Annotated in this window: 17 protein-coding genes; 7 read left to right on the forward strand and 10 right to left on the reverse strand. The window is 33.2% G+C overall.

Annotation, left to right across the window (positions count from 1 at the left end; genetic code table 11):
* Positions 1-144: 144 nt before the first annotated feature.
* Genes nadA through ACFO3N_RS20335 form a run of 7 tightly spaced genes read left to right on the forward strand, consistent with a single transcriptional unit; the run spans position 145 to position 6,807 of the window.
* Complete coding sequence (gene nadA / locus ACFO3N_RS20305; RefSeq protein WP_379800736.1) at positions 145-1,077, forward strand: quinolinate synthase NadA; 933 nt, start codon at positions 145-147, stop codon at positions 1,075-1,077.
* A 30-nt stretch (positions 1,078-1,107) separates the two neighbouring features.
* Positions 1,108-2,622: an L-aspartate oxidase gene (nadB, locus tag ACFO3N_RS20310; protein WP_379800737.1), complete on the forward strand. Its 1,515-nt coding sequence runs from the start codon at positions 1,108-1,110 to the stop codon at positions 2,620-2,622.
* 30 nt (positions 2,623-2,652) lie between these two features.
* Positions 2,653-3,384 carry an iron-sulfur cluster repair di-iron protein gene (gene ric, locus ACFO3N_RS20315; protein ID WP_379800738.1) on the forward strand — a complete coding sequence of 244 codons (732 nt, stop codon included), beginning with the start codon at positions 2,653-2,655 and terminating at the stop codon, positions 3,382-3,384.
* A gap of 14 nt (positions 3,385-3,398) precedes the next feature.
* A complete protein-coding gene (locus ACFO3N_RS20320) occupies positions 3,399-5,522 on the forward strand; it encodes a ribonucleoside triphosphate reductase (protein ID WP_379800739.1) in 2,124 nt (707 codons plus the stop codon).
* Entirely contained in the window at positions 5,503-5,670 is a 168-nt protein-coding gene (gene nrdD, locus ACFO3N_RS20325; RefSeq protein ID WP_172426906.1) for an anaerobic ribonucleoside-triphosphate reductase, read from the forward strand. The genes ACFO3N_RS20320 and nrdD overlap by 20 nt, the downstream gene beginning before the upstream one ends.
* The gene (locus tag ACFO3N_RS20330) at positions 5,624-6,340 is read left to right on the forward strand and encodes an anaerobic ribonucleoside-triphosphate reductase activating protein (RefSeq protein ID WP_379800740.1); all 717 of its coding nucleotides are present in this window, start codon (positions 5,624-5,626) and stop codon (positions 6,338-6,340) included. Before nrdD ends, ACFO3N_RS20330 begins: the two co-directional genes overlap by 47 nt.
* 20 nt (positions 6,341-6,360) lie before the next feature.
* Complete coding sequence (locus tag ACFO3N_RS20335) at positions 6,361-6,807, forward strand: copper resistance protein CopD (protein ID WP_379800741.1); 447 nt, start codon at positions 6,361-6,363, stop codon at positions 6,805-6,807.
* Between the two features lie 79 nt (positions 6,808-6,886).
* Here ACFO3N_RS20335 and aspT read toward each other — a convergent pair whose 3' ends face one another.
* The 10 genes from aspT to ACFO3N_RS20385 all read right to left on the reverse strand — a co-directional run bounded on the left by aspT (position 6,887) and on the right by ACFO3N_RS20385 (position 19,139).
* The gene (gene aspT, locus ACFO3N_RS20340) at positions 6,887-8,581 is read right to left on the reverse strand and encodes an aspartate-alanine antiporter (RefSeq protein ID WP_379800742.1); all 1,695 of its coding nucleotides are present in this window, start codon (positions 8,579-8,581) and stop codon (positions 6,887-6,889) included.
* A gap of 345 nt (positions 8,582-8,926) precedes the next feature.
* Positions 8,927-10,489: a vitamin K epoxide reductase family protein gene (locus ACFO3N_RS20345; protein ID WP_379800743.1), complete on the reverse strand. Its 1,563-nt coding sequence runs from the start codon at positions 10,487-10,489 to the stop codon at positions 8,927-8,929.
* A gap of 34 nt (positions 10,490-10,523) precedes the next feature.
* A complete protein-coding gene (locus ACFO3N_RS20350) occupies positions 10,524-11,705 on the reverse strand; it encodes a thioredoxin-like domain-containing protein (protein ID WP_379800744.1) in 1,182 nt (393 codons plus the stop codon).
* A gap of 181 nt (positions 11,706-11,886) precedes the next feature.
* Complete coding sequence (locus ACFO3N_RS20355) at positions 11,887-12,081, reverse strand: hypothetical protein (RefSeq protein ID WP_095930061.1); 195 nt, start codon at positions 12,079-12,081, stop codon at positions 11,887-11,889.
* 800 nt (positions 12,082-12,881) lie between these two features.
* Positions 12,882-14,162, reverse strand: coding sequence for a serine hydrolase (locus tag ACFO3N_RS20360; protein ID WP_379800745.1), 1,281 nt, complete (start codon positions 14,160-14,162; stop codon positions 12,882-12,884).
* Between the two features lie 273 nt (positions 14,163-14,435).
* Positions 14,436-15,572 carry a helix-turn-helix domain-containing protein gene (locus ACFO3N_RS20365; protein WP_379800747.1) on the reverse strand — a complete coding sequence of 379 codons (1,137 nt, stop codon included), beginning with the start codon at positions 15,570-15,572 and terminating at the stop codon, positions 14,436-14,438.
* 91 nt (positions 15,573-15,663) lie between these two features.
* Positions 15,664-16,164 carry a GNAT family N-acetyltransferase gene (locus ACFO3N_RS20370; RefSeq protein WP_379800748.1) on the reverse strand — a complete coding sequence of 167 codons (501 nt, stop codon included), beginning with the start codon at positions 16,162-16,164 and terminating at the stop codon, positions 15,664-15,666.
* Positions 16,165-16,300: 136 nt separating this feature from the next.
* Entirely contained in the window at positions 16,301-17,344 is a 1,044-nt protein-coding gene (locus ACFO3N_RS20375; protein ID WP_379800749.1) for a tetratricopeptide repeat protein, read from the reverse strand.
* Positions 17,345-17,424: 80 nt separating this feature from the next.
* Positions 17,425-18,120, reverse strand: coding sequence for a LytR/AlgR family response regulator transcription factor (locus tag ACFO3N_RS20380; protein WP_379800750.1), 696 nt, complete (start codon positions 18,118-18,120; stop codon positions 17,425-17,427).
* Positions 18,117-19,139, reverse strand: coding sequence for a sensor histidine kinase (locus tag ACFO3N_RS20385; protein WP_379800751.1), 1,023 nt, complete (start codon positions 19,137-19,139; stop codon positions 18,117-18,119). The genes ACFO3N_RS20380 and ACFO3N_RS20385 overlap by 4 nt, the downstream gene beginning before the upstream one ends.
* Between the last annotated feature and the right edge of the window lie 73 nt (positions 19,140-19,212).

A 19,212-nucleotide genomic window follows, 5' to 3' on the forward strand; every position in this document is an offset into this window, starting at 1 on the left:
GATTAGAATCATGTTTTGAAAAAAATGATGATAATATATTTACCCTATTAAAATTATGTATTAAAATATATTTTAATACAAGCTTAAAAAATAAATCCCAACAGCTTTATAGGTTAGAGAAGCCGAAAACACAAAGAATAAAAAATGAACAAGAATTTTTTAGTACAGGAGATCATCCGATTGAAAAAAGAAAAAAATGCCGTTATCCTGGCTCATTATTATCAAGATGATAATATTCAGGAAATAGCAGATTTTATTGGAGACAGTCTTGAATTGGCTAAAAAAGCTCAAAACACAAATGCTGATATTATCGTTTTTGCAGGAGTTCATTTTATGGCAGAGACGGCAAAAATTTTAAATCCAAATAAAAAAGTAATCCTACCCGATTGGAATGCTGGCTGCTCTCTTGCAGATGGCTGTCCTCCGGAAGATTTTAAATTGTTTAAAGAACAGCATCCCGATCACATTGTGGTCACTTACATTAACTGTTCTGCCGAAATTAAAGCTATGAGCGATTTAGTTTGCACATCGGCAAATGCCAAAAAGATAATCGAATCTATTCCGGCAGAACAAAAAATAATATTTGCTCCAGATGAAAATTTAGGCAAATATCTTCAAAAAGAAACCAAGCGCGAACTTGTCTTATGGAAAGGCTCATGCGTTGTGCACGAAGCCTTTTCATTAGACAAATTAATAGAGATATATAACAAAAATCCGACTGCAAAAATTGCAGCTCACCCGGAATCTGAAAGTCATATTTTAAAAGCAGCACATTTTATTGGCTCAACTTCGGGAATTATTAATTTCATTAAAACGGATCCTGCTGCCGTTTTCATTGTGGCCACAGAAGCCGGTATCTTGCATGAGCTTACAAAAGCGGTACCTGATAAAACGTTGATTCCGGCTCCTACCACAGAAGACAACAGCTGTGCTTGTAGCGAATGTGCTTTTATGAAAATGAATACACTCGAAAAATTGTATTTGTGCCTTAAAAATGAAAGACCAGAAATGCTGATTAAAGATGAGCTGAGAATAGAAGCATTAAAGCCTATTAAAAGAATGCTTGAATTATCATAAAAAAACGCAATAACCTTAAATCAAAATAACATGCTTAAAACAGATATACTTATCATCGGTTCTGGTATTTCGGGATTATTTTTTGCCATGAAAATAGCAAAAAAACGTCCAGACTTATCTATTGTTATAATGACGAAAGAAACAGCCAAAAATACCAATACACAGCTCGCTCAAGGCGGCATTGCAGTAGTTACAGATCATTTAAAAGACAGTTTCAACAAACACATACATGATACGCTTCGTTCTGGAGGAGGTTTGTGCGATAAAGAAATTGTTAATATGGTGATTACGCAAGCTCCAGAAAGACTTCAGGAATTAATTGAAATTGGAACTTCTTTTGACAAAGATGAAAAAGGCCAATGGAATCTAGGTTTAGAAGGAGGACATTCACAACACAGAATATTACATCATAAAGACAGCTCCGGACAGGAAATTGAGAGTAAACTGCTCAAGATTATTAAAAAGATGCCCAATATTGAACTCTTAGAGAATCATTTGGTCATTGATATCAATACCGAAACAAAAAAAGCTAAAACTACTTGTACCGGAGTCTTCTTTTATGAAAAAAAACACAATCGCATCAAATACATGAGAACTCGTACTATTGTTATGAGTACAGGAGGATGCGGACAGCTTTTTGAAAATACAACAAATCCGAAAATTGCAACGGGAGACGGACTTGCAATGGCAGCACGCGCGGGAGCAGAAATTGCAGATATGGAATACATGCAGTTTCATCCAACCGCCTTATTTACAGGAAAAGAAAATCCGTTGTTTTTGATTTCAGAAGCTGTAAGGGGTTTTGGCGCTCATATTGTAAATGATGAAGGAAAAAGATTTTTATTCAAATATGATATTCGAGGCGAGTTGTCTACGCGAGATATGGTTTCAACTGCCATTAGTAAAGAACTTCAAGCGAGCGGAAAAAAACATGTTTACTTAGACTGTAGGCATTTAGATCACAAAGCTTTTTCAAATCAATTTCCTGTCATCACAGCACATTGCAATGAGTTAGGAATTTATCCTCAAAAAGATTTAATTCCTGTTGTTCCTGCGGCACATTATCAATGTGGCGGTATTCGAGTAGATAAAAATGGAGTGACGACAATTAAAAATCTTTACGCTATTGGAGAATGCGCTAGAACAGGTCTTCATGGTAAAAACCGTCTGGCATCCAACTCTCTTCTTGAAGGTCTAGTCTTTGCACATCAGGCTTCAGAAAATGTAGACAGAACTATTGCTGAATTTATTTTTTCATCCCAAATATTAATTCCGAAGTTTCCAAAGGCACATCAAGTCGACGATTACCTTGCTTTTGAAATACTTAAAAAAGAATTGCAAAAACTGGTTACCGCATTTTACACAAGCGAAGAACGCGATGCCGAATTGGCTTTTGAAAAAATAAAAGAGCTTCATAATTATGCCGTTTCGCTTACAGAAGCACACGAAATTACGATTCCGTTTATCGAATTTTCGAATATGATTGCGGTTTCTTTATTGATAATTAAGCAATGTAAAACTGCAACGGACCAAAAAATATGCTGAAACCAAAATTAATCTATACCCCCAACCATTATGAAACTAACAAGCAAAACAACTATTGGCGAAATCGTAGCAGATGATTTCAAAACAGCAGCCATTTTTACAAAATTCCATATCGACTTTTGTTGCAAAGGATATCGAACAATCGAAGAAGTTTGTAAAAAAAGAGATATTGAAGAAAGTGCTCTTATAGAACACATTGAAAAAGCAAGAAACAGTTCTGCCAATCAGTCTTTTGATTACAAAAGTTGGTCACCCGACATGATTGCAGATTATATAACCAAAACCCATCATAGATATGTAGAAGAAAAATCTCCTGTTATTTTGGAGTATTTAAATAAATTGTGCGGTGTTCACGGTGCGATTCATCCTGAGCTTCATGAGATTCATACTACTTTTTCTAAAACGTATTTGGATCTAACAGCTCATATGAAAAGAGAAGAGTTGGTTGTTTTTCCTTTTATCAAAAAAATGAAAATCGCACACAGTAAAGGTCAAGAACTGGAAACACCGCCTTTTTTATCTATCGAAACTCCAATTATAACATTAAAAGAGGATCATGTAACCGAAGGACAGCGTTTTAAAAGAATTGCGGCATTAACCAATAATTATACACCACCTCTTGACTCATGCAATACTTATAAAGTTGCTTTTCTGATGCTGGAAGAATTTGATAAAGATTTAAAAAAGCATATTCATTTGGAGAATAATATCTTGTTTCCAAAAGCAATTGAACTTGAAAAAACATTTGAAAAAGTGTCTTAAATTAAAAAAATACCATGGAAAAATATGTAATCAAACGCAACGGAGATTATAAGCCTTTTGAAGCTTATAAAATTCAAGATGCCATTCAGAAAGCCTTTCAAAGCGTCAATCAGCCTATAGACAAGAGAATTTTTAAAAACGTTCTTTCTGGTCTTGAGGTAAAGTTTTCGTGGCCTGTAGAAGAAATTCAGGACATGATAGAAAGAGCGCTTTTTGAAAATGGATATTTCCAGGCCATGCGTTCGTTTATAATTTATCGTCATACCAGAAAATTACAACGAGAACATATTAATGGTTTAAATGATGACACTACCTATATAGACAGTACACAAACTGTTGAAGAATACATTAATCAATCTGATTGGAGAATTAATGCCAATGCCAATATTTCGTATTCAAACGCTGGATTGGTCAGCAATACCGCAGGAAAAGTTATTGCCAATTATTGGCTCGATAAAATATATAATAAAGAAGAAGGTTCTGCTCATAGGAATGGCGACATACACATCCATGATTTGGATTGTCTTACCGGATACTGCGCTGGTTGGAGCCTACGTGTGCTATTAAATGAAGGTTTTAATGGCGTGCGTGGCCGTGTCGAGAGCAGACCTCCTTCTCATTTTAGAGAAGCATTGGGACAAATGGCCAATTTCTTAGGAATTCTGCAAAGCGAATGGGCAGGCGCTCAGGCTTTCAGTTCTTTTGATACGTATTTGGCTCCTTATGTCTTTAAAGATCAGCTTTCCTATGAAGAGGTTTTAAAAGGAATTAGAAGTTTTGTTTACAATCTAAATGTACCTGCACGTTGGGGACAATCTCCTTTTACAAACATTACTTTGGATTGGAATGTTCCCGAAGATTTAAAAGAACAGATTCCTACAAGAAACGATCAGCATTTGTTTTTGAATATAAAGGATACAAATCTAATTACTGAAGCCAAAAACAGAGGTGCTCAAAAATTGATAGACTTAAAATATGGAGATTTTCAAAAGGAAATGAATCTTATTAATAAAGCCTATTATACCATTATGACCGAAGGAGATGCAAACGGACAGCCTTTTACATTTCCGATTCCAACCGTAAATATTACAGAAGATTTTGACTGGCAAGGAGAAAATGTCGATTTATTGTTTGAAAATACAGCTAAAATAGGTTCTTCTTATTTCCAGAATTTTATTGGAAGCCAATATATTTTGGATGAAAATGGAAATCGAATTGAAAACCCAGAAGCTTACAAACCAAATGCCGTAAGAAGTATGTGTTGCAGATTACAGCTCGATTTAAGAGAATTATTGAAACGCGGAAATGGTCTTTTTGGTAGTGCAGAAATGACGGGAAGCATTGGTGTTGTAACTATAAATATGGCACGTTTAGGATATCTGCATAAAGGAAATATCATTACTTTATTTGAACATTTAGATGAACTGCTTCAAATAGCCAAATCGACTTTAGAGAAAAAAAGAATCTTTATTCAGCAAATGTACGACCGCGGACTTTATCCGTACACGCAACGCTATCTGAAACATTTTAGAAATCATTTTTCTACCATTGGCGTTAACGGAATGAATGAAATGGTGCTCAACTTTTCTGAAGGAAAACAAAATATAACGGATACCTCAGGAATACATTTCGCTACAGAAATTCTAGATCATATTCGATTGCGAATGAAGGAGTTTCAAGAAGAAACTGGAAATCTTTACAACCTAGAAGCAACACCGGCCGAAGGAACAACGTATCGTTTTGCGAAAGAAGATAAAAAGCGTTTTCCAGAGATTTTACAAGCAGGACAAAACGAGAATATTTACTATACGAATAGTTCACAAATTCCAGTCGATCATACAGACGATCCTTTTGAAGCTTTATTACTCCAAGACGAATTGCAATGCAAATATACTGGAGGTACAGTTTTGCATCTTTATATGAGAGAAAAAATAAGCAGTCCAGAAGCCTGCAAAAACTTCGTAAAGAAAGTTTTAACCGGCTTTAAACTACCATACATAACCGTAACACCAATTTTTAGCATCTGCCCTATTCATGGCTATCTAAACGGAGAACATGAATACTGCCCAAAATGCGACGAAATTTTACTCAATAAAAACAATCAAAAACACTTGGCTTATGAAAACGAAAACGCTTAAAATTCTAGAAGAAAAAAAATCCCAAAGAAGCAAATGTTTGGTTTATACACGTGTAATGGGATATCACAGACCTGTAGAAAGTTTTAATATTGGAAAAAAAGGTGAACACCAACAGCGTACCCATTTCGAAGAAAGCATTATCTATTAAAGGAATATTTAGCCTCACGCCTTTTACTTTATTAGATTATCCGCACAAAACAGCCTGCATAGTGTGGTTTGCGGGCTGTAACATGCGGTGTTTGTACTGCTACAATCCAGATATTGTTTTAGGAAAAGGAAAGATTGATTTTAATGAAGTTCTTTCTTTCTTAAAAACTAGAAAAGGATTATTAGACGGTGTTGTATTAAGCGGTGGCGAATGCACTTTACATAAAAAAATAATTGATTTTATAAAAGAAATCAAAGCAATGGGATTTGAGGTTAAAATAGATACCAACGGTTCCAATCCAAAAATATTAAACAGCCTGATTCGTGATCAAATACTTGATTATGTCGCGTTAGATTATAAAAGTCTTCCTCATACCTTTAAAAAACTAACGCAATCAGGCTTATTTTCAGAATTTGATGAAAGTTTAGAACTTTTGATTCAATCGAATATACCGTTTGAAGTTCGTACCACTTTTCATTCTTCTTTAATTAAAGAAAATGATTTTGTGAAGATGATCGAATATTTAGAAAAAAAGAATTTTGAAGGTAATTATTATATACAGCATTTTATGAATAATGTGCAGACGCTTTCAAAACTAGACAATTCAAGTAAAGAAATACAACTTAAAGACTTCTCCACTCCAAAAATAAAAGTTATTTTTAGAGATTGATAACTCAAAATGAATATGTTATGACTTTACATCATTTTGTACTAATAATTCATTTATTGGCGGCGACAATTTGGGTTGGCGGACATTTACTTTTGGCTATTTGCTATCTTCCAACAGCATTGAAGAAAAAAGATCCGGAGATTATTTTAAATTTTGAAAAGAAATTTGAAGCACTCGGAATGTCTTCTCTTGCTTTACTAATTATTACAGGAATCTGGATGGCCTATGATTTTGGCGTAACAGCCGAAACTTGGTTTCATTTCTCGAGCGGATTTGAAAAAGTAGTTTCCATAAAACTGATTTTACTTTTCTGCACTTTTATCTGTGCCGTTTGCGCTCAATTTTTTGTTATTCCGAATCTTAATAAAAACAATATTTATAGAATTGCCATAATTATTCTTACGGTTACTTCAATAGGAGTTGCAATGCTGGTTTTAGGATCGACACTGCGTTATGGCGGAATTTAATTAACTCAACTAACTGATTTTTAATGCAAACGCAATCTCGATTTTTTAGGGATTGCGTTTTTTACTTTATAACATATAATTACGACATCATACCTACAAGTATGGGCCCGAATGCAGTCAATAGTATATTTGCTAATGCGTAGGGAATAGTGTAGCCTAAAACGGGAAATTTACTCCCTGATGCATCTTGAACTGCTTTTAATCCAATTGTTGAGGTTCCAGCACCTGTTTGAGCGCCAAGTAATATTAACGGGTTTATTTTTAATACATATCTTCCAAAATACAATCCGATAATATGAGGAATTAAGGCAACTGCCACACCAGCTAGTAAAATGCCAAAGCCAGTTTCTTTAAGACCTGAGATAAAACTTGGACCAGCAGCAAGACCAACAAGTCCAATAAATGCCGCAAGACCAACATTGTCAAATATCCACAAGGCGGGTTCTGGAATTCTGCCAAAAACTGGAGTTCTCGAATGTAGCCAGCCAAAAATAAGTCCCATTACCAATGCGCCACCGCTTGTTGTTAAAGTTACTGAAACGCCAAATAAGGTTACCGACAGCAAACCTAAAAGTCCACCAAGGACAATACCCAAACCAACAAAAATAATATCGGTCTCAGGGCTTAAACGATCCAAATAACCTATTTCTTTCGCTGCTTCTTCTAGTTTTGCAGGCCTGCCTGAAAGATTCAAAATATCACCTCTATTTAAAACCGTCTTCGATTCAAGCGGTATCTCATGATTTTCTCTGGTTATTTTGTTTAGCATTAATCCATGATAAAAACTGCTTTTTCGAAGAAGCTTTACTGTCATTCCTTCGACAGCATTATTCGTAATCGTAACATCTAAATGTGCTAGTGGGAAATTTAGCAATTCTTCGTCCAAAACTTCTGGTCCAATAGAAAAGAGGCTGTCCAAAATGATTCCATGTTGCGCCATAATAACCATTACATCATCTTTTTGAATTATAGTATCGGGATTTGGATCTAGCAATTGATCTTTATGGCGTATCCTCTGGATCACAATATTCTTATTAGAAATTAATCTTTCAAACTCACTTATACTTATTCCGGTCCATTTCTCATTGGTTATTCTGTAAGCACGAATAATCCATCTCTGATAGGCACTTTTCATTCCTGGACCATATTCAGTTTCTCCTGAAATGGTTTCAGCCAATTTATCGCTTTCTTTCACTAAATCAATACCAAGCAATTTTGGAGCAATTCCAGTCAGAAAAAAAACAAAAGAGGCTGCTCCTACGAGATAAGTTACAGAATAAGCTACGGGAATATTATTGATTAATCGACTTTTTTCTGCATCAGCAAGATTTAAGTGGCTAATGGCATCTGATGCAGTACCAATTACAGTCGATTCAGAAAACGCTCCTGCTAATAATCCGGCTGCTGTTCCAACATCATAACCTAAAAAAGTAGAGACCGAATACGCCACTAATAAACACGATAAACAAATTACCAAGGTAAGCAGTAATTGAGGAAATGCATTTTTTTTAAAACCTTGAAAAAATTGAGGACCAACTTTATATCCTGTAGAAAACAAGAAAAAGTCAAAGAAAATAGTTTTTACAATATCTGGAATTTCAATATCCAACTGACCAATTAGCACTCCAGCGAATAAAGTTCCTAATACGACACCAATTTTAAATGTACCTATCTTAATACGTCCTATTAAGAATCCAAGAGCCAAGCATAAGAAAAGTGCCAGTTCAGGATGTGCTCTAAGTATAGCTGTAACCATATTGCCTTTTTTTTTCATATAAATTTAATCAAAAAAAGATAGCAACACATTATATTTCAATTATTTACAAGTAATTATAATAAACAAAAAAATAAAAGTGGCAGATATAAAAACTAACTCTTAAATAATTTTTCATCCAAATAAACAAACCTGTCTGACCGGCTTCATCTTCGCTGGAAAAAACAGAAAACTAAAAAATCTAAAACCAACTGGCAAGCAGCTCGAATTAGAAACAATATAAAAAACAGCCCGAAGGCTGTTTTAATTTTTATGAGATATCGCCATAAGCATCTGATTTTCCACAAATATTAGAGGGAGTATTTGCTTTTGGATTTCCTTCCCAAGAACTCTAATTATCTTCATTTAAAGATCATCCTCAATCAATTCATTTATGAAATATTCCAAATTTTGCCTATCATACACCTTAGGATAATGATATCCATTAATAAAAAGTGTAGGTGTTAATTGGAAATGGTTATTTTGACACCAGATGAACTGTTTGGCAAATAATTCATCGATTTTCAAAATATCAAAATCTATTTTATATTTCTGCAGCCATTCGCCAATATTTTTCTCTTCAAACCAATTGGTTAATGCTTCGCTATAAGCTTCTTGTCCCTTTTCCAGATAAATTGCCATCAGGCTCCTTAACAGCAGTTTTTTCTCATCCCTTTCTTTTTCAATATCAATCCCCATCAGCACATTGATTTTTACTTTTTCTGCATGAAGCTTCAAAATTTTAGCCAATAATGCATCGGCATCCTTACAGTAGCCGCAAAAAGGATTTGTTATTATGGTTATTTGGACTTTACTGTTTGCATTTCCAAGCTGGATTGGACTTTGAAGCATATCTAATTTTGATCTGGATAACAAGACAATCTTAAAAATTTTATAGTTGCGTATAAATCTCGTCGCTTTAAAATTCATGTCTTTCAGCTCATTATGCTTTGCCAACATCTGTTTGAGCAGTGACCAAATAAATGATATAGCCAGAAATAGGAATGCAAATATTAAAATAGATCTGGGCGAAATGCCTACACTGTTTTCAAGAAATATTTCGACATACAAGAGCTCTGCCAATAAAGTAAATATTATTGCCAAGCATATCGGGCACCATTTTTTTTCAACTATTTTTTGATAATAAAGCGATAGGAGAATGATCGGTATAGTACAATAGAGCAATGCTTTTTGAATTATAAAAAAATCATTTGAATTTCCGGCAAGTATCAATACAAAGAGGCCTATAAACTGAGACGCAAAAAACACGATGCTTAAACTGCTGAAATTTAAAAATTTGAATAATTTCCATTTATCTGAGTTAAGTATAGCCTCACAGCTAGTGTCGTTTGAAATATTGCAGAATTTTGCAATTAATGCGCTCTTTGTACCAAACAGATCTTTTAGTGCCGCAATTGAAAACAAAAGGCCAATTATCGGGAAAATGGCAAAAATCTTTGTCGTAAGACTTTCATCAGCATTGAAATATAGGATGCCAAGCAGAATTAAAGATAAAGAGGGCAAAATGAATGAATAATTATTTTTAGATCCTGTTTCAATTTCATTAGTCTTTTCCGCCAATAAAACAGTCCCGCCCCATCTTTGCTGCAAAAGCTCTCTATCATATTCAACTATTTTTTTTCCTTTATATGTGAAATAGGAAGTTTCTTTCCTTTCAATAAAATAGGGCGTCTTTTTACCATTGTCATTTTTTAGAACGGCAATAAATCTATCGGGCAAAATTTCAATATCATCGAAATCAATATTTATAGCAAAATTTTCTATAGAGAAAAAATTTAAAGTATCCGATATAGCCAGTAAAGTGGGGTAATCAGGATGCGACTGCACCTGGAATGAAAATTCAGATTTATCAATTGGTAGTTCTTCTTTTTCTAAATACTGAAAAAGATAAGTGAAATTTTCGGTCATATATTAAGCTCTTAATCTAAATGTTTTAGAAATTTTATTCTTTGTCAAAAGTTTTTTCAAGTATTTTTTTTAATTCCATTTTATTTTCATCTCCACTGCCTTTCCATCGTCCAATTATTTCGCCCCGCTTGTTAATTAGAATCTTGACAGGAATTGCTGTCACAAGGTAATTATCTTCAATTTTTGTCTGATTTTCAGCAACGGATATATGCTTCCACAAACCAATTTTTTCATCGGCGATTGCTTTCCTCCATGAATTTAAATTCTTATCTCTGGATATGCTGATAATTTCAAATCCTTTATCTTTATATTTCTCATAGGCATCTTTAAGAAAAGGCAGATCATCCCTGCAAGGCTCGCACCAGCTGGCCCAGAAATCTATCAGAACATATTTTTTTTCCCGAAAGGTTGCCAGAGGAATCACCTCTCCATTGTAATCTTTTAATATAAAATCAGGAGCAATGCTTCCCACCTTACTGTTTCTAAAATCGGAAATCCTTTTAAAAAGCCTCACTCCCGATGGAGATTCTTTTACTTCTTTTGACAGTCCATCAGCAAGAGAAATAATAGTTTCATAATTTAAAAGCCCTTCTTTCTTAGCCAATCTGTAATAAAGTAAAGAGGGAGCTATAAACGAAGACGGATTCTGCCTGATAAAATTAAAATCCATCTCCATCTCTGTGATTTTATTTTGATCTGACAGTTTTTCCAAAATTTCCAATTGATGTTCTAGTTCCACTTTAATCTGCGGGTCTGAGGCGACAGTAATCCTGTCAAAATACGATCTTATAAGCAATGAGATAGAATCTCTTTTACTATATACGCCATTTTTTACTTTTTGAAGTTGGGAATATTCGTCTTGTGTTTTACTGCCCTTCACCTCTGCTGTTGAAAAATCATAAAAATCCAACTTTATTTCCATTACGGCTGGTTCAAGGAACAATTCTGTAGAATTGCTTCTGCTCATACTAAACTCTCGATTATTGCATAAAGTGGCTCTTGTGGGATAATCGATATTTCCTTTCAAAATAAATTTGCTATTATCTATTTTTGCCGAGTCATAAATTCTTTTGTCGCCAACTTCGTAAACCAGATAGATCTTATCAATACTTAATCCTTTACCTGCACCCCTTAGTTCGAATGCAGTTCTATTGTCTAATTTCTGGGCAGATAGAGAAATGGAAACTAAAAAAAGAAGAAGAGCCGTTTTGAACATTTTTTTTGTGTTTTTTAAACAGTTAATTTCAGGACAGTTTAACAAGGAGATTTTTTTTAAATAATGCATTGGCTTATCTATTTAAAGAAGTAGGAATGGCAATTCCTGCATTTCTATTTTTTAATATCAGTAAAGGAATTGCAAGCAATTCCTTTACTTTGTTAACTAGGATTGGATAATCTTAGCAGTCGCACTTTCCGTTTCTGCAGTAATCGCAGTATCCGTCACAGCCTCCTGCATCGCCTCCGCATTCCTCACCGCATTCTTTCGTTGCAGCTCCGCACTCGTCACAGCCTCCAGAAATCATTCTCATTTGATCTCTTTTAAGAGCATTTTCTTTCATGTCTTTAAAACTCATTTTTTTCATGATTTTCATGTTTGTTATAGTTAATAATTAATTGAAAATCTTTCGCAGATCATTACTCTAAAATCTACCACGTGCACTTGGTTTGTTTTTTATAGTTATCTGCTATAGATTTACTCTTTTGTTCTTTGTTTCACATGATCGATATCTCCAATTAAGCCGTACTGTTACCATAATCACGATTAATTTCTAACAGGCAGTCCAAAAAAATCCCACCTCTATTAATTAATCTCACTTCTTTTCGTGATTTTTTGTTCTTTTTTAAAATTATATAATAATTTTTTTACATATTAACTAAATAAAACACAAATACACTTGTTAATATATTTTATAATACATTCTTCTATAATTTTTTTTGCAAATTGATTTAGATGTATTCTAAATCATAATCACATTATCATTAATAAAAAATTTGTCAGATTTTATTTCGGTGTAAATATATTAATTCTATCAAATTAATCAAATTTAAAACACAATTAATTCAATATTCTATCCAGCTGGAAAAACTAACAATATCTTAAAGAAATAAATCAATTTTGAACTTGAGTCCAACGACATTTTAGGATTTAAATTTCCTTAACAAATTAGGGCGTAAAATAGTAGCGAAACCACAAACCTTAGCAATAATTCTACTAATCTTATTTAATCCTTAGAAATAAATTGTCCCTAAATAATCTTCTCATTCCCCCCGTCACCAGTTAAAATCAAAAATAAAATAAGTCTGATAAAAAGATAAAAATTATAACTAACTAAAAGTACAAGAGGGAATTCAATAATTCCCTCTTGTGATAAAAGCCAAGTTTATGCCATGACTAATTATTTACTTTTATTTTCTCTATCATTTTTTCTGCGTTTCCGTTTGTTCCGCCAAGTTTTATTGCTTTTGCATAGCTGTTTAATGCCAAATCGTACTGCTTATTAACATAATAGGCTTCACCTAAACTGTCAAACAGATTGGCATTTGCAGAAAACTCTTTTGTTGCCAATTTAAATATCTCTATTGCCCCATTAGTTTTTCCGGCTCTTAGTAGTTCATATCCTAATGCATTGAGTTCGCTCGGATTTCCAAAGCTGTATTCCTTCTCAGAATTTTTTTTGAGCAGATAGTATGCCTCGATGCCTTTCTCCGTATCATTAAGCGCTTGCTTTCTGATAGCCAAATGAATAGATTTTTTAGGGATTTCATATTCCTTTCCTGACATTAGGCTATGGATGCTGTAGCCTAGATCCCAAACCCTATTCAGATTATTGGACAATAGGATTATCGTTATCTTATTTTTAAAATCGTTTAAGAAAATAGATTCAAATTTATACGATACCCCATTGTGCCTCTGCAGCTCGTCTTTTTCAAAGTATCTGCCTAGCGATCCGCCTTCGTCGACTGCATATGGGTTTTCTAGCAGTGTATGAAAGGATTTCTCGGATATCAGACGGTTGCTATTCATTCCTTCAATCCATTTATAAAGATCATTTGTATCCGTCCAGAGCCATCCGCTAATAAATTCCAATTCTGGACATCTCGCATTATCCAAATCGTAACAAGACGTTCTATTTTTATAGCCAGATTTCGGGTCAAATACCGAGTTTGTCATTTTCAGTGGTTCAAGTATATTTTTAATGACAAATTCCTGGTATGACATTCCGGATATCTTTTCAATAATTCGTCTCTGTAAAAACACATTGCTATTGTCATACCTGTAGGCAGTTCCGGGCTCAAACAGTAAACTGTCGCTGTTTCTCAATATTTTCCAAGCCTCTTCGTCACTTTTAGGCACTATGGGGTCAATTCTGGCAATGCCGCTGGCATAATTGATAAGATGTCTTATCGTAACTTTTTCTGACCATTTTGGCAATCCCAAATCAAATTTGGATATCTTGTCATCAAGATTAAGAAGTCCGCGTTCAGCTAGAATCATTATTGAAACGGCATTAAATTCCTTTGCGATAGAGCCAATATTGAATATTGAATTGTCGCTTAGGGGAGTCTTCTTGGTTTCATCGGTAAAACCGAATGATTTCTGATAGATAATTTTATTGTTTTTAACGATAAGCACGTTCCCATTAAATAGTCCTCTTTCATAGGACGTTGCCATTAGGGAATCAATTTGGCTGAAAACGGCTGACTGTCGTGGGATGGAATTTCGAGGTGTTTTCTTCGCTTCTTTAACGTCACTTGATTTTTGGGCAGAAAGCACATTTGCAGATAGAATGGCTGCCAATAATAAAAACTTGATCTTCATTTTTAATAAATTTTTCGGAGATAGAATTTTGATTGATTGTCTAAAACTTTCTGCAAATATGCTTTAAAACGCTTCAATACGCGACCGATTAAAAAAAGTCGAACCAATTTCTTGGAAAAAAATGGATTAATTCGGGTCTTTTCTAAAATCAGTTGGAGTTTTTCCGGTATATTTTTTAAAAGAAGAACTAAATGACGATTTGGAATTGAAGCCTACCTTATAGAGAATTTCAAGAATGGTAAGCTCTTTCTGCAGGGGATCTTTTAGAATTTCTTTAGCTTTTTCAATTCTATACTCATTTACGAAATCGAAAAAGTGCTTATCCATATACAGGTTAATTAGCGCAGACAAATCTTTAACGGGCATTTTCAATTGTTCAGCCAAATCTTGGATTGTCAATGAAGAATCTAGGTAAGGTTCTTTTTCAATCATAAAATCTTTCAAGGATTCTATTTGTCTATTTTTTTCTTCATCCATTGCAGGAGGCGATTTCTGTTTCGAGACAGCATCTGCAATCGGTTTAAACTGAGAATTGATGCCCCTGAAAAACTCTGGATTATTTAACGCAGCAAACAGATACCAGCAAGTGCAGAATAAAAACGCAAACCCATCAAGGGTCACAACCCAAGCTCTCATTTCTCCCAAACCAAAGATAAAAGTAACCAGCCACCTTAAAAGCACTATAAAATGCAAAGCATAATATAGAATTGTTACTCTATAAAGCGCATTAAGCAAAGAGATATCCGGATTCGTATAATTCTCGAGATAGACAGTTTTAGCTTTTCTAACCGCCAAAAATGAAGCGATAAAATAAACTTGAAATAAAAATTCGAAAAGAAAATAAAAAAACTGCATGACAGGCGCCTGATTCATGGCGTTTATGAAACTCACTTTCGCGGCTCTATCCTCAAAATATATCCCCGTCATCAAATACAGATTGAAAGCGGCAAACGGAATAACGTGCAGTAAATGCTTCGGTTTCAATCGAAAGCCAGAAAAACAGATCGACAATGCATAGAGATAAAAAGAGGCCGGAGCCAAATAGTTGATGGTCCATCGAAATGCTTCGAGATTGATGTAATTAACAGGGAAATCACGCATCAAAAATTTCAATGCATCTACAGCACATGCAAAAAGAAAAAAGGCAAGAAGACAATTTGCCAATTTATATTTTGTTTTAACGGTAAACAGAAATAAGGCAAGAAACAGCACCAAAAATATTCCTATAAATGCCGATATTTCCAAAAAGCTGTATCTGTCCATCGTTTTTTAACTTAGGCGCAATTTAGAATTTAAATGGGAAAATCTAAAAAAGTATGGATGATTTTGTCCAAATTTTAAAAATAAAATGAAACTACAATCTCTCGATCTTAAAATAAGCAAGTTCCTCCTCGTTTCTTATCAGATTGTTTAATCGTTTAAAACCAACTTTTTGCAGCACATTTTGCGATCCGGTGTTCTCGAGATCTGTTATGGCTACAACTTCATTTGTCTTTGTATTTTCAAAACTATACTGGGTCATAGCCCTGCATACTTCTGTGGCAATACCTTTTCCCCAATATGCTCTGCTAAGCACATACCCGATCTCTATCTGATCTGTATTGTGTACAAAAATACGGGCAACACACATTCCGATAAAACTATTATCCAAAGTATCAAATATCGCCCAACGGCTGAGATTTTTGTTTTTATAATTTTCTTGAAGTTCGTTAAACATTTCGGCACATCTTTCTGGTGAAGTATCAGTAAGATATTGCGTCACCTGCTTGTCTATAAAAAGATCAAAGAATGTCTGTTTTTCTTCAGGCAAAAATTCGCGGATAATTATTCTAGGGCTTTGATAAATAATATGCATTGGTAGTATTAAAAATAAATAAGTTAGAAGCTATTTTCTAAAATTAGTAACAGAATTTTTCTTTTGTAAATATATCGAAATTTTTTAACCATGAAAAAGCATTAGCTTATACGAAATTTTGAGTTTAATGAAAAATTTACTCACAATTTTTTAAGAACAATTGTTTTCCTTCTACTTGACCAAGTATAGAAATTTCTAGCCATACTTTACAAGCATTTTCTTTATCTCCAGATTCAAAATATATGGCTGCTTTATTATACAAAGCATCTATATTCTTGGAATTAAATTTATATGATTCTGAAAAATATGCGATAGATTCTAAATATTTTTTCTCTTCATACGCAATTAATCCTTTATTAAAATAATCCGATGATTTTCTAATATCTTTCATTTCCACCCCATAGATTCTTTCAAATTCTGTTAAATCTGTTGTGAAAAATATTACCGAAATTCCCCAAAATGTTTTTGTGATTTCACTTTTTAGAACAAACGGAATTTCTATTGATTCATAATCTTTAAAATCTTTTAAATTCCATTTTTCAAAAGTACCATCAATAACCTTTTTTACCAATCTTATCCTTGACGAATCCTTCTGTGTAGAAAATGTAATTTCTGTCTTTATCCTTTTCTTATCAGGATAAATCTTCAAGTTTCCAACTAGCTCAAAATTTGAATAATTATTTTTAAAAGCTTTGTTTAAATCTATTTCAATTGTACCATTTGTTTTTGGTGCAAATAATTTTGAAGCAACTATATTTTTCTCATTCTTATTCTCTTCTTTGAATTTTGAAATTATTACTTCTTGTCTAACAAAATAGGCTCTTTTAAGTTTATCATCTGCTAGTCCATCAATTTTCTCACATAATACTAAAGAATCTTTGGTTGCTTTTTCAACTACAAATCCAGAATATTGAGATGTTTTCATAAAATTATTAATCAATGTAAAATCCAAACAGCTCTCATTTACTTTATGAACTGGATTTGAATTAATACATAATTTCCTTTGATTAATCCTATATTCCATGTAACCTGAATCTTCTGTAAATCCGTCAGATAGATCACTTCCATCTTTCATTTCTCCTTTATACTTTATCCAATACCCTTCTATTGCTGAAAGATTAATTTGTCCGTAATTTATATTAAAAAAAAGAAAGCTTAATACAAGGAAAAGTTTTTTCATTTAAATTTTATAGATAGTTTTTCTAAAGGATAAACATACTAAAATAATTGTTTAATTAAATTGATGTAATACGAATATATTTACACCAACCACTCACTAACCAATTTTCTATACGTCTCTCCTATTGGCAAAGCATTACCGCTTTTCATTAGAATCTGATTTCCATCAATAACCTTAATTTTATCCTTTGGAATAATATACGAACGATGAATTCGAATAAACTGATTCGGAAGTTTCTCCAAAATATCTTTCATATTCTCCAATGCCATAATTTTTTCGTCATTGGTATGGATGCGGATATAATCTCGTAATCCTTCAATATATAAAATATCATTTAAAGCAATTTTATAATGCTTTCGGTCCGCTTTTACAAATAGAAAATCATCTCCCGCTTTTTCAGTAGTTTGAAAAGTTTCCTGCCAGCGAATAAACTTTTCTACACTTTGATAAAAACGATTGAATGTAATGGGTTTCAGCAAATAATCTATCACATGAAATTGAAAAGCTTCAAGCGCATATTGTGGATAAGCCGATGTAATGATAAAATTATATTTCTGATTGAACATCTGCATCAATTCAATTCCAGTCAATTGCGGCATCTGAATATCAATAAAAATCAAATCGACCGATTCTGTATTTAAAACTTCAATCGCTTTAAAGACATCACTGTCGGAATATAGAACATTTAACCTTGAAATTTTAGAAGCGTAATCGGCAATTAATTTGACAGCAAACGGCTCGTCATCCAGAATAATGCAGTTTATTTTTTTAGTCATTTTAAATCTATTTCTAGTTCAGCCGTAAAATGGTTTTCGTCGTTTGTGATTTTAATTTGATGTTTTTCGGGATAATGAATCTGTAAACGCTTTTGCAAATTATCTAATCCGATTCCGCCCAAACTATCTTTTTTCTGTGTTCCGATTTTATTTTTCACTCTAAAAATCAATTTTTCAGAAGAAACCTTTAGCTGAATTTCTATGGGTTCTGAGTCTGAAACTTCTCCGTGCTTTAACGCATTTTCTACCAAAGGTGATAAAATATATGGCGGAATTTCTTCAAATTCGTTTTTGATTTCGACATTCAAAGCAACTCGAACATTTTCCTGATGTCTCAATTGTTCGAGTTCAATATACGCTTTTATATAATCAACTTCATCTGAAAGTTTGATCTTTTCTTTCTGAGATTCGTACGTTGTAAAACGCATAATCTTGCTCAATTTATCAATTGCGACCAATGACTTATCTGATTGAAAATAAACCATGGAGTAAATGTTATTTAAAGTATTAAATACAAAGTGAGGATTAATCTGTGCTTTCAAAAATTTAATCTCGGTATTCTTATTTTCTTCTAGAATAAGCTTATTATATTCCAAAAGACGAATCGAATAAATAACAAACCAAAGAAATGAACTCAAAATAATCGCCATACTGCTGTAATGCAAATTGTCGAGCATATAGTTCAGAAAATTAACATCGGTATAATTTACTTTATCAAATAAAAGTTTGGTTACAATTTGCTCAAAAAAGAATCTCAGAAAAGTAAAAACGAGATACGAAACAAAAACTCCACCAAAAAGCCTTTTCCATTTAAAAGTCTTAAAAACCGTTTTCATTACAATCAAATAATTAAAATAGAATGTAATAATAAAAACGATAAAGTAAGTACAAAGAAAAAGGTCAGGTACAGAAAATTGTCTTCCAATCGGGTTTTTCACGAAAGTGAAATAGAAAATTAAAATCCAATAAATAAGATGAATTATACATTCTAGTTTTTTGGTAACGGTTCCTTTATACATTCGGTATATTTTTAAAACAAAGATATACATTCAACAAAAAGCATTTTTACGGGTTTGCAGATTAATCGAAGGG

It is taken from the genome of Flavobacterium chungangensis (genome assembly GCF_042654045.1).
Taxonomy (GTDB): domain Bacteria; phylum Bacteroidota; class Bacteroidia; order Flavobacteriales; family Flavobacteriaceae; genus Flavobacterium; species Flavobacterium chungangensis.

Bases quoted from the DNA above. Each gene is read 5' to 3' on its own strand.
- ACFO3N_RS20320 (WP_379800739.1), top strand. From the start codon at position 3,399: ATGGAAAAATATGTAATCAAACGCAACGGAGATTATAAGCCTTTTGAA.
- ACFO3N_RS20375 (WP_379800749.1), bottom strand. From the start codon at position 17,344: ATGAAAAAACTTTTCCTTGTATTAAGCTTTCTTTTTTTTAATATAAAT.
- ric (WP_379800738.1), top strand. From the start codon at position 2,653: ATGAAACTAACAAGCAAAACAACTATTGGCGAAATCGTAGCAGATGAT.
- ACFO3N_RS20360 (WP_379800745.1), bottom strand. From the start codon at position 14,162: ATGGCAACGTCCTATGAAAGAGGACTATTTAATGGGAACGTGCTTATC.
- nadA (WP_379800736.1), top strand. From the start codon at position 145: ATGAACAAGAATTTTTTAGTACAGGAGATCATCCGATTGAAAAAAGAA.
- ACFO3N_RS20350 (WP_379800744.1), bottom strand. From the start codon at position 11,705: ATGTTCAAAACGGCTCTTCTTCTTTTTTTAGTTTCCATTTCTCTATCT.
- ACFO3N_RS20385 (WP_379800751.1), bottom strand. From the start codon at position 19,139: ATGTATAAAGGAACCGTTACCAAAAAACTAGAATGTATAATTCATCTT.
- ACFO3N_RS20380 (WP_379800750.1), bottom strand. From the start codon at position 18,120: ATGACTAAAAAAATAAACTGCATTATTCTGGATGACGAGCCGTTTGCT.
- nadB (WP_379800737.1), top strand. From the start codon at position 1,108: ATGCTTAAAACAGATATACTTATCATCGGTTCTGGTATTTCGGGATTA.
- nrdD (WP_172426906.1), top strand. From the start codon at position 5,503: ATGAAAACGAAAACGCTTAAAATTCTAGAAGAAAAAAAATCCCAAAGA.
- ACFO3N_RS20335 (WP_379800741.1), top strand. From the start codon at position 6,361: ATGACTTTACATCATTTTGTACTAATAATTCATTTATTGGCGGCGACA.
- ACFO3N_RS20355 (WP_095930061.1), bottom strand. From the start codon at position 12,081: ATGAAAATCATGAAAAAAATGAGTTTTAAAGACATGAAAGAAAATGCT.
- ACFO3N_RS20370 (WP_379800748.1), bottom strand. From the start codon at position 16,164: ATGCATATTATTTATCAAAGCCCTAGAATAATTATCCGCGAATTTTTG.
- aspT (WP_379800742.1), bottom strand. From the start codon at position 8,581: ATGAAAAAAAAAGGCAATATGGTTACAGCTATACTTAGAGCACATCCT.
- ACFO3N_RS20345 (WP_379800743.1), bottom strand. From the start codon at position 10,489: ATGACCGAAAATTTCACTTATCTTTTTCAGTATTTAGAAAAAGAAGAA.
- ACFO3N_RS20365 (WP_379800747.1), bottom strand. From the start codon at position 15,572: ATGGACAGATACAGCTTTTTGGAAATATCGGCATTTATAGGAATATTT.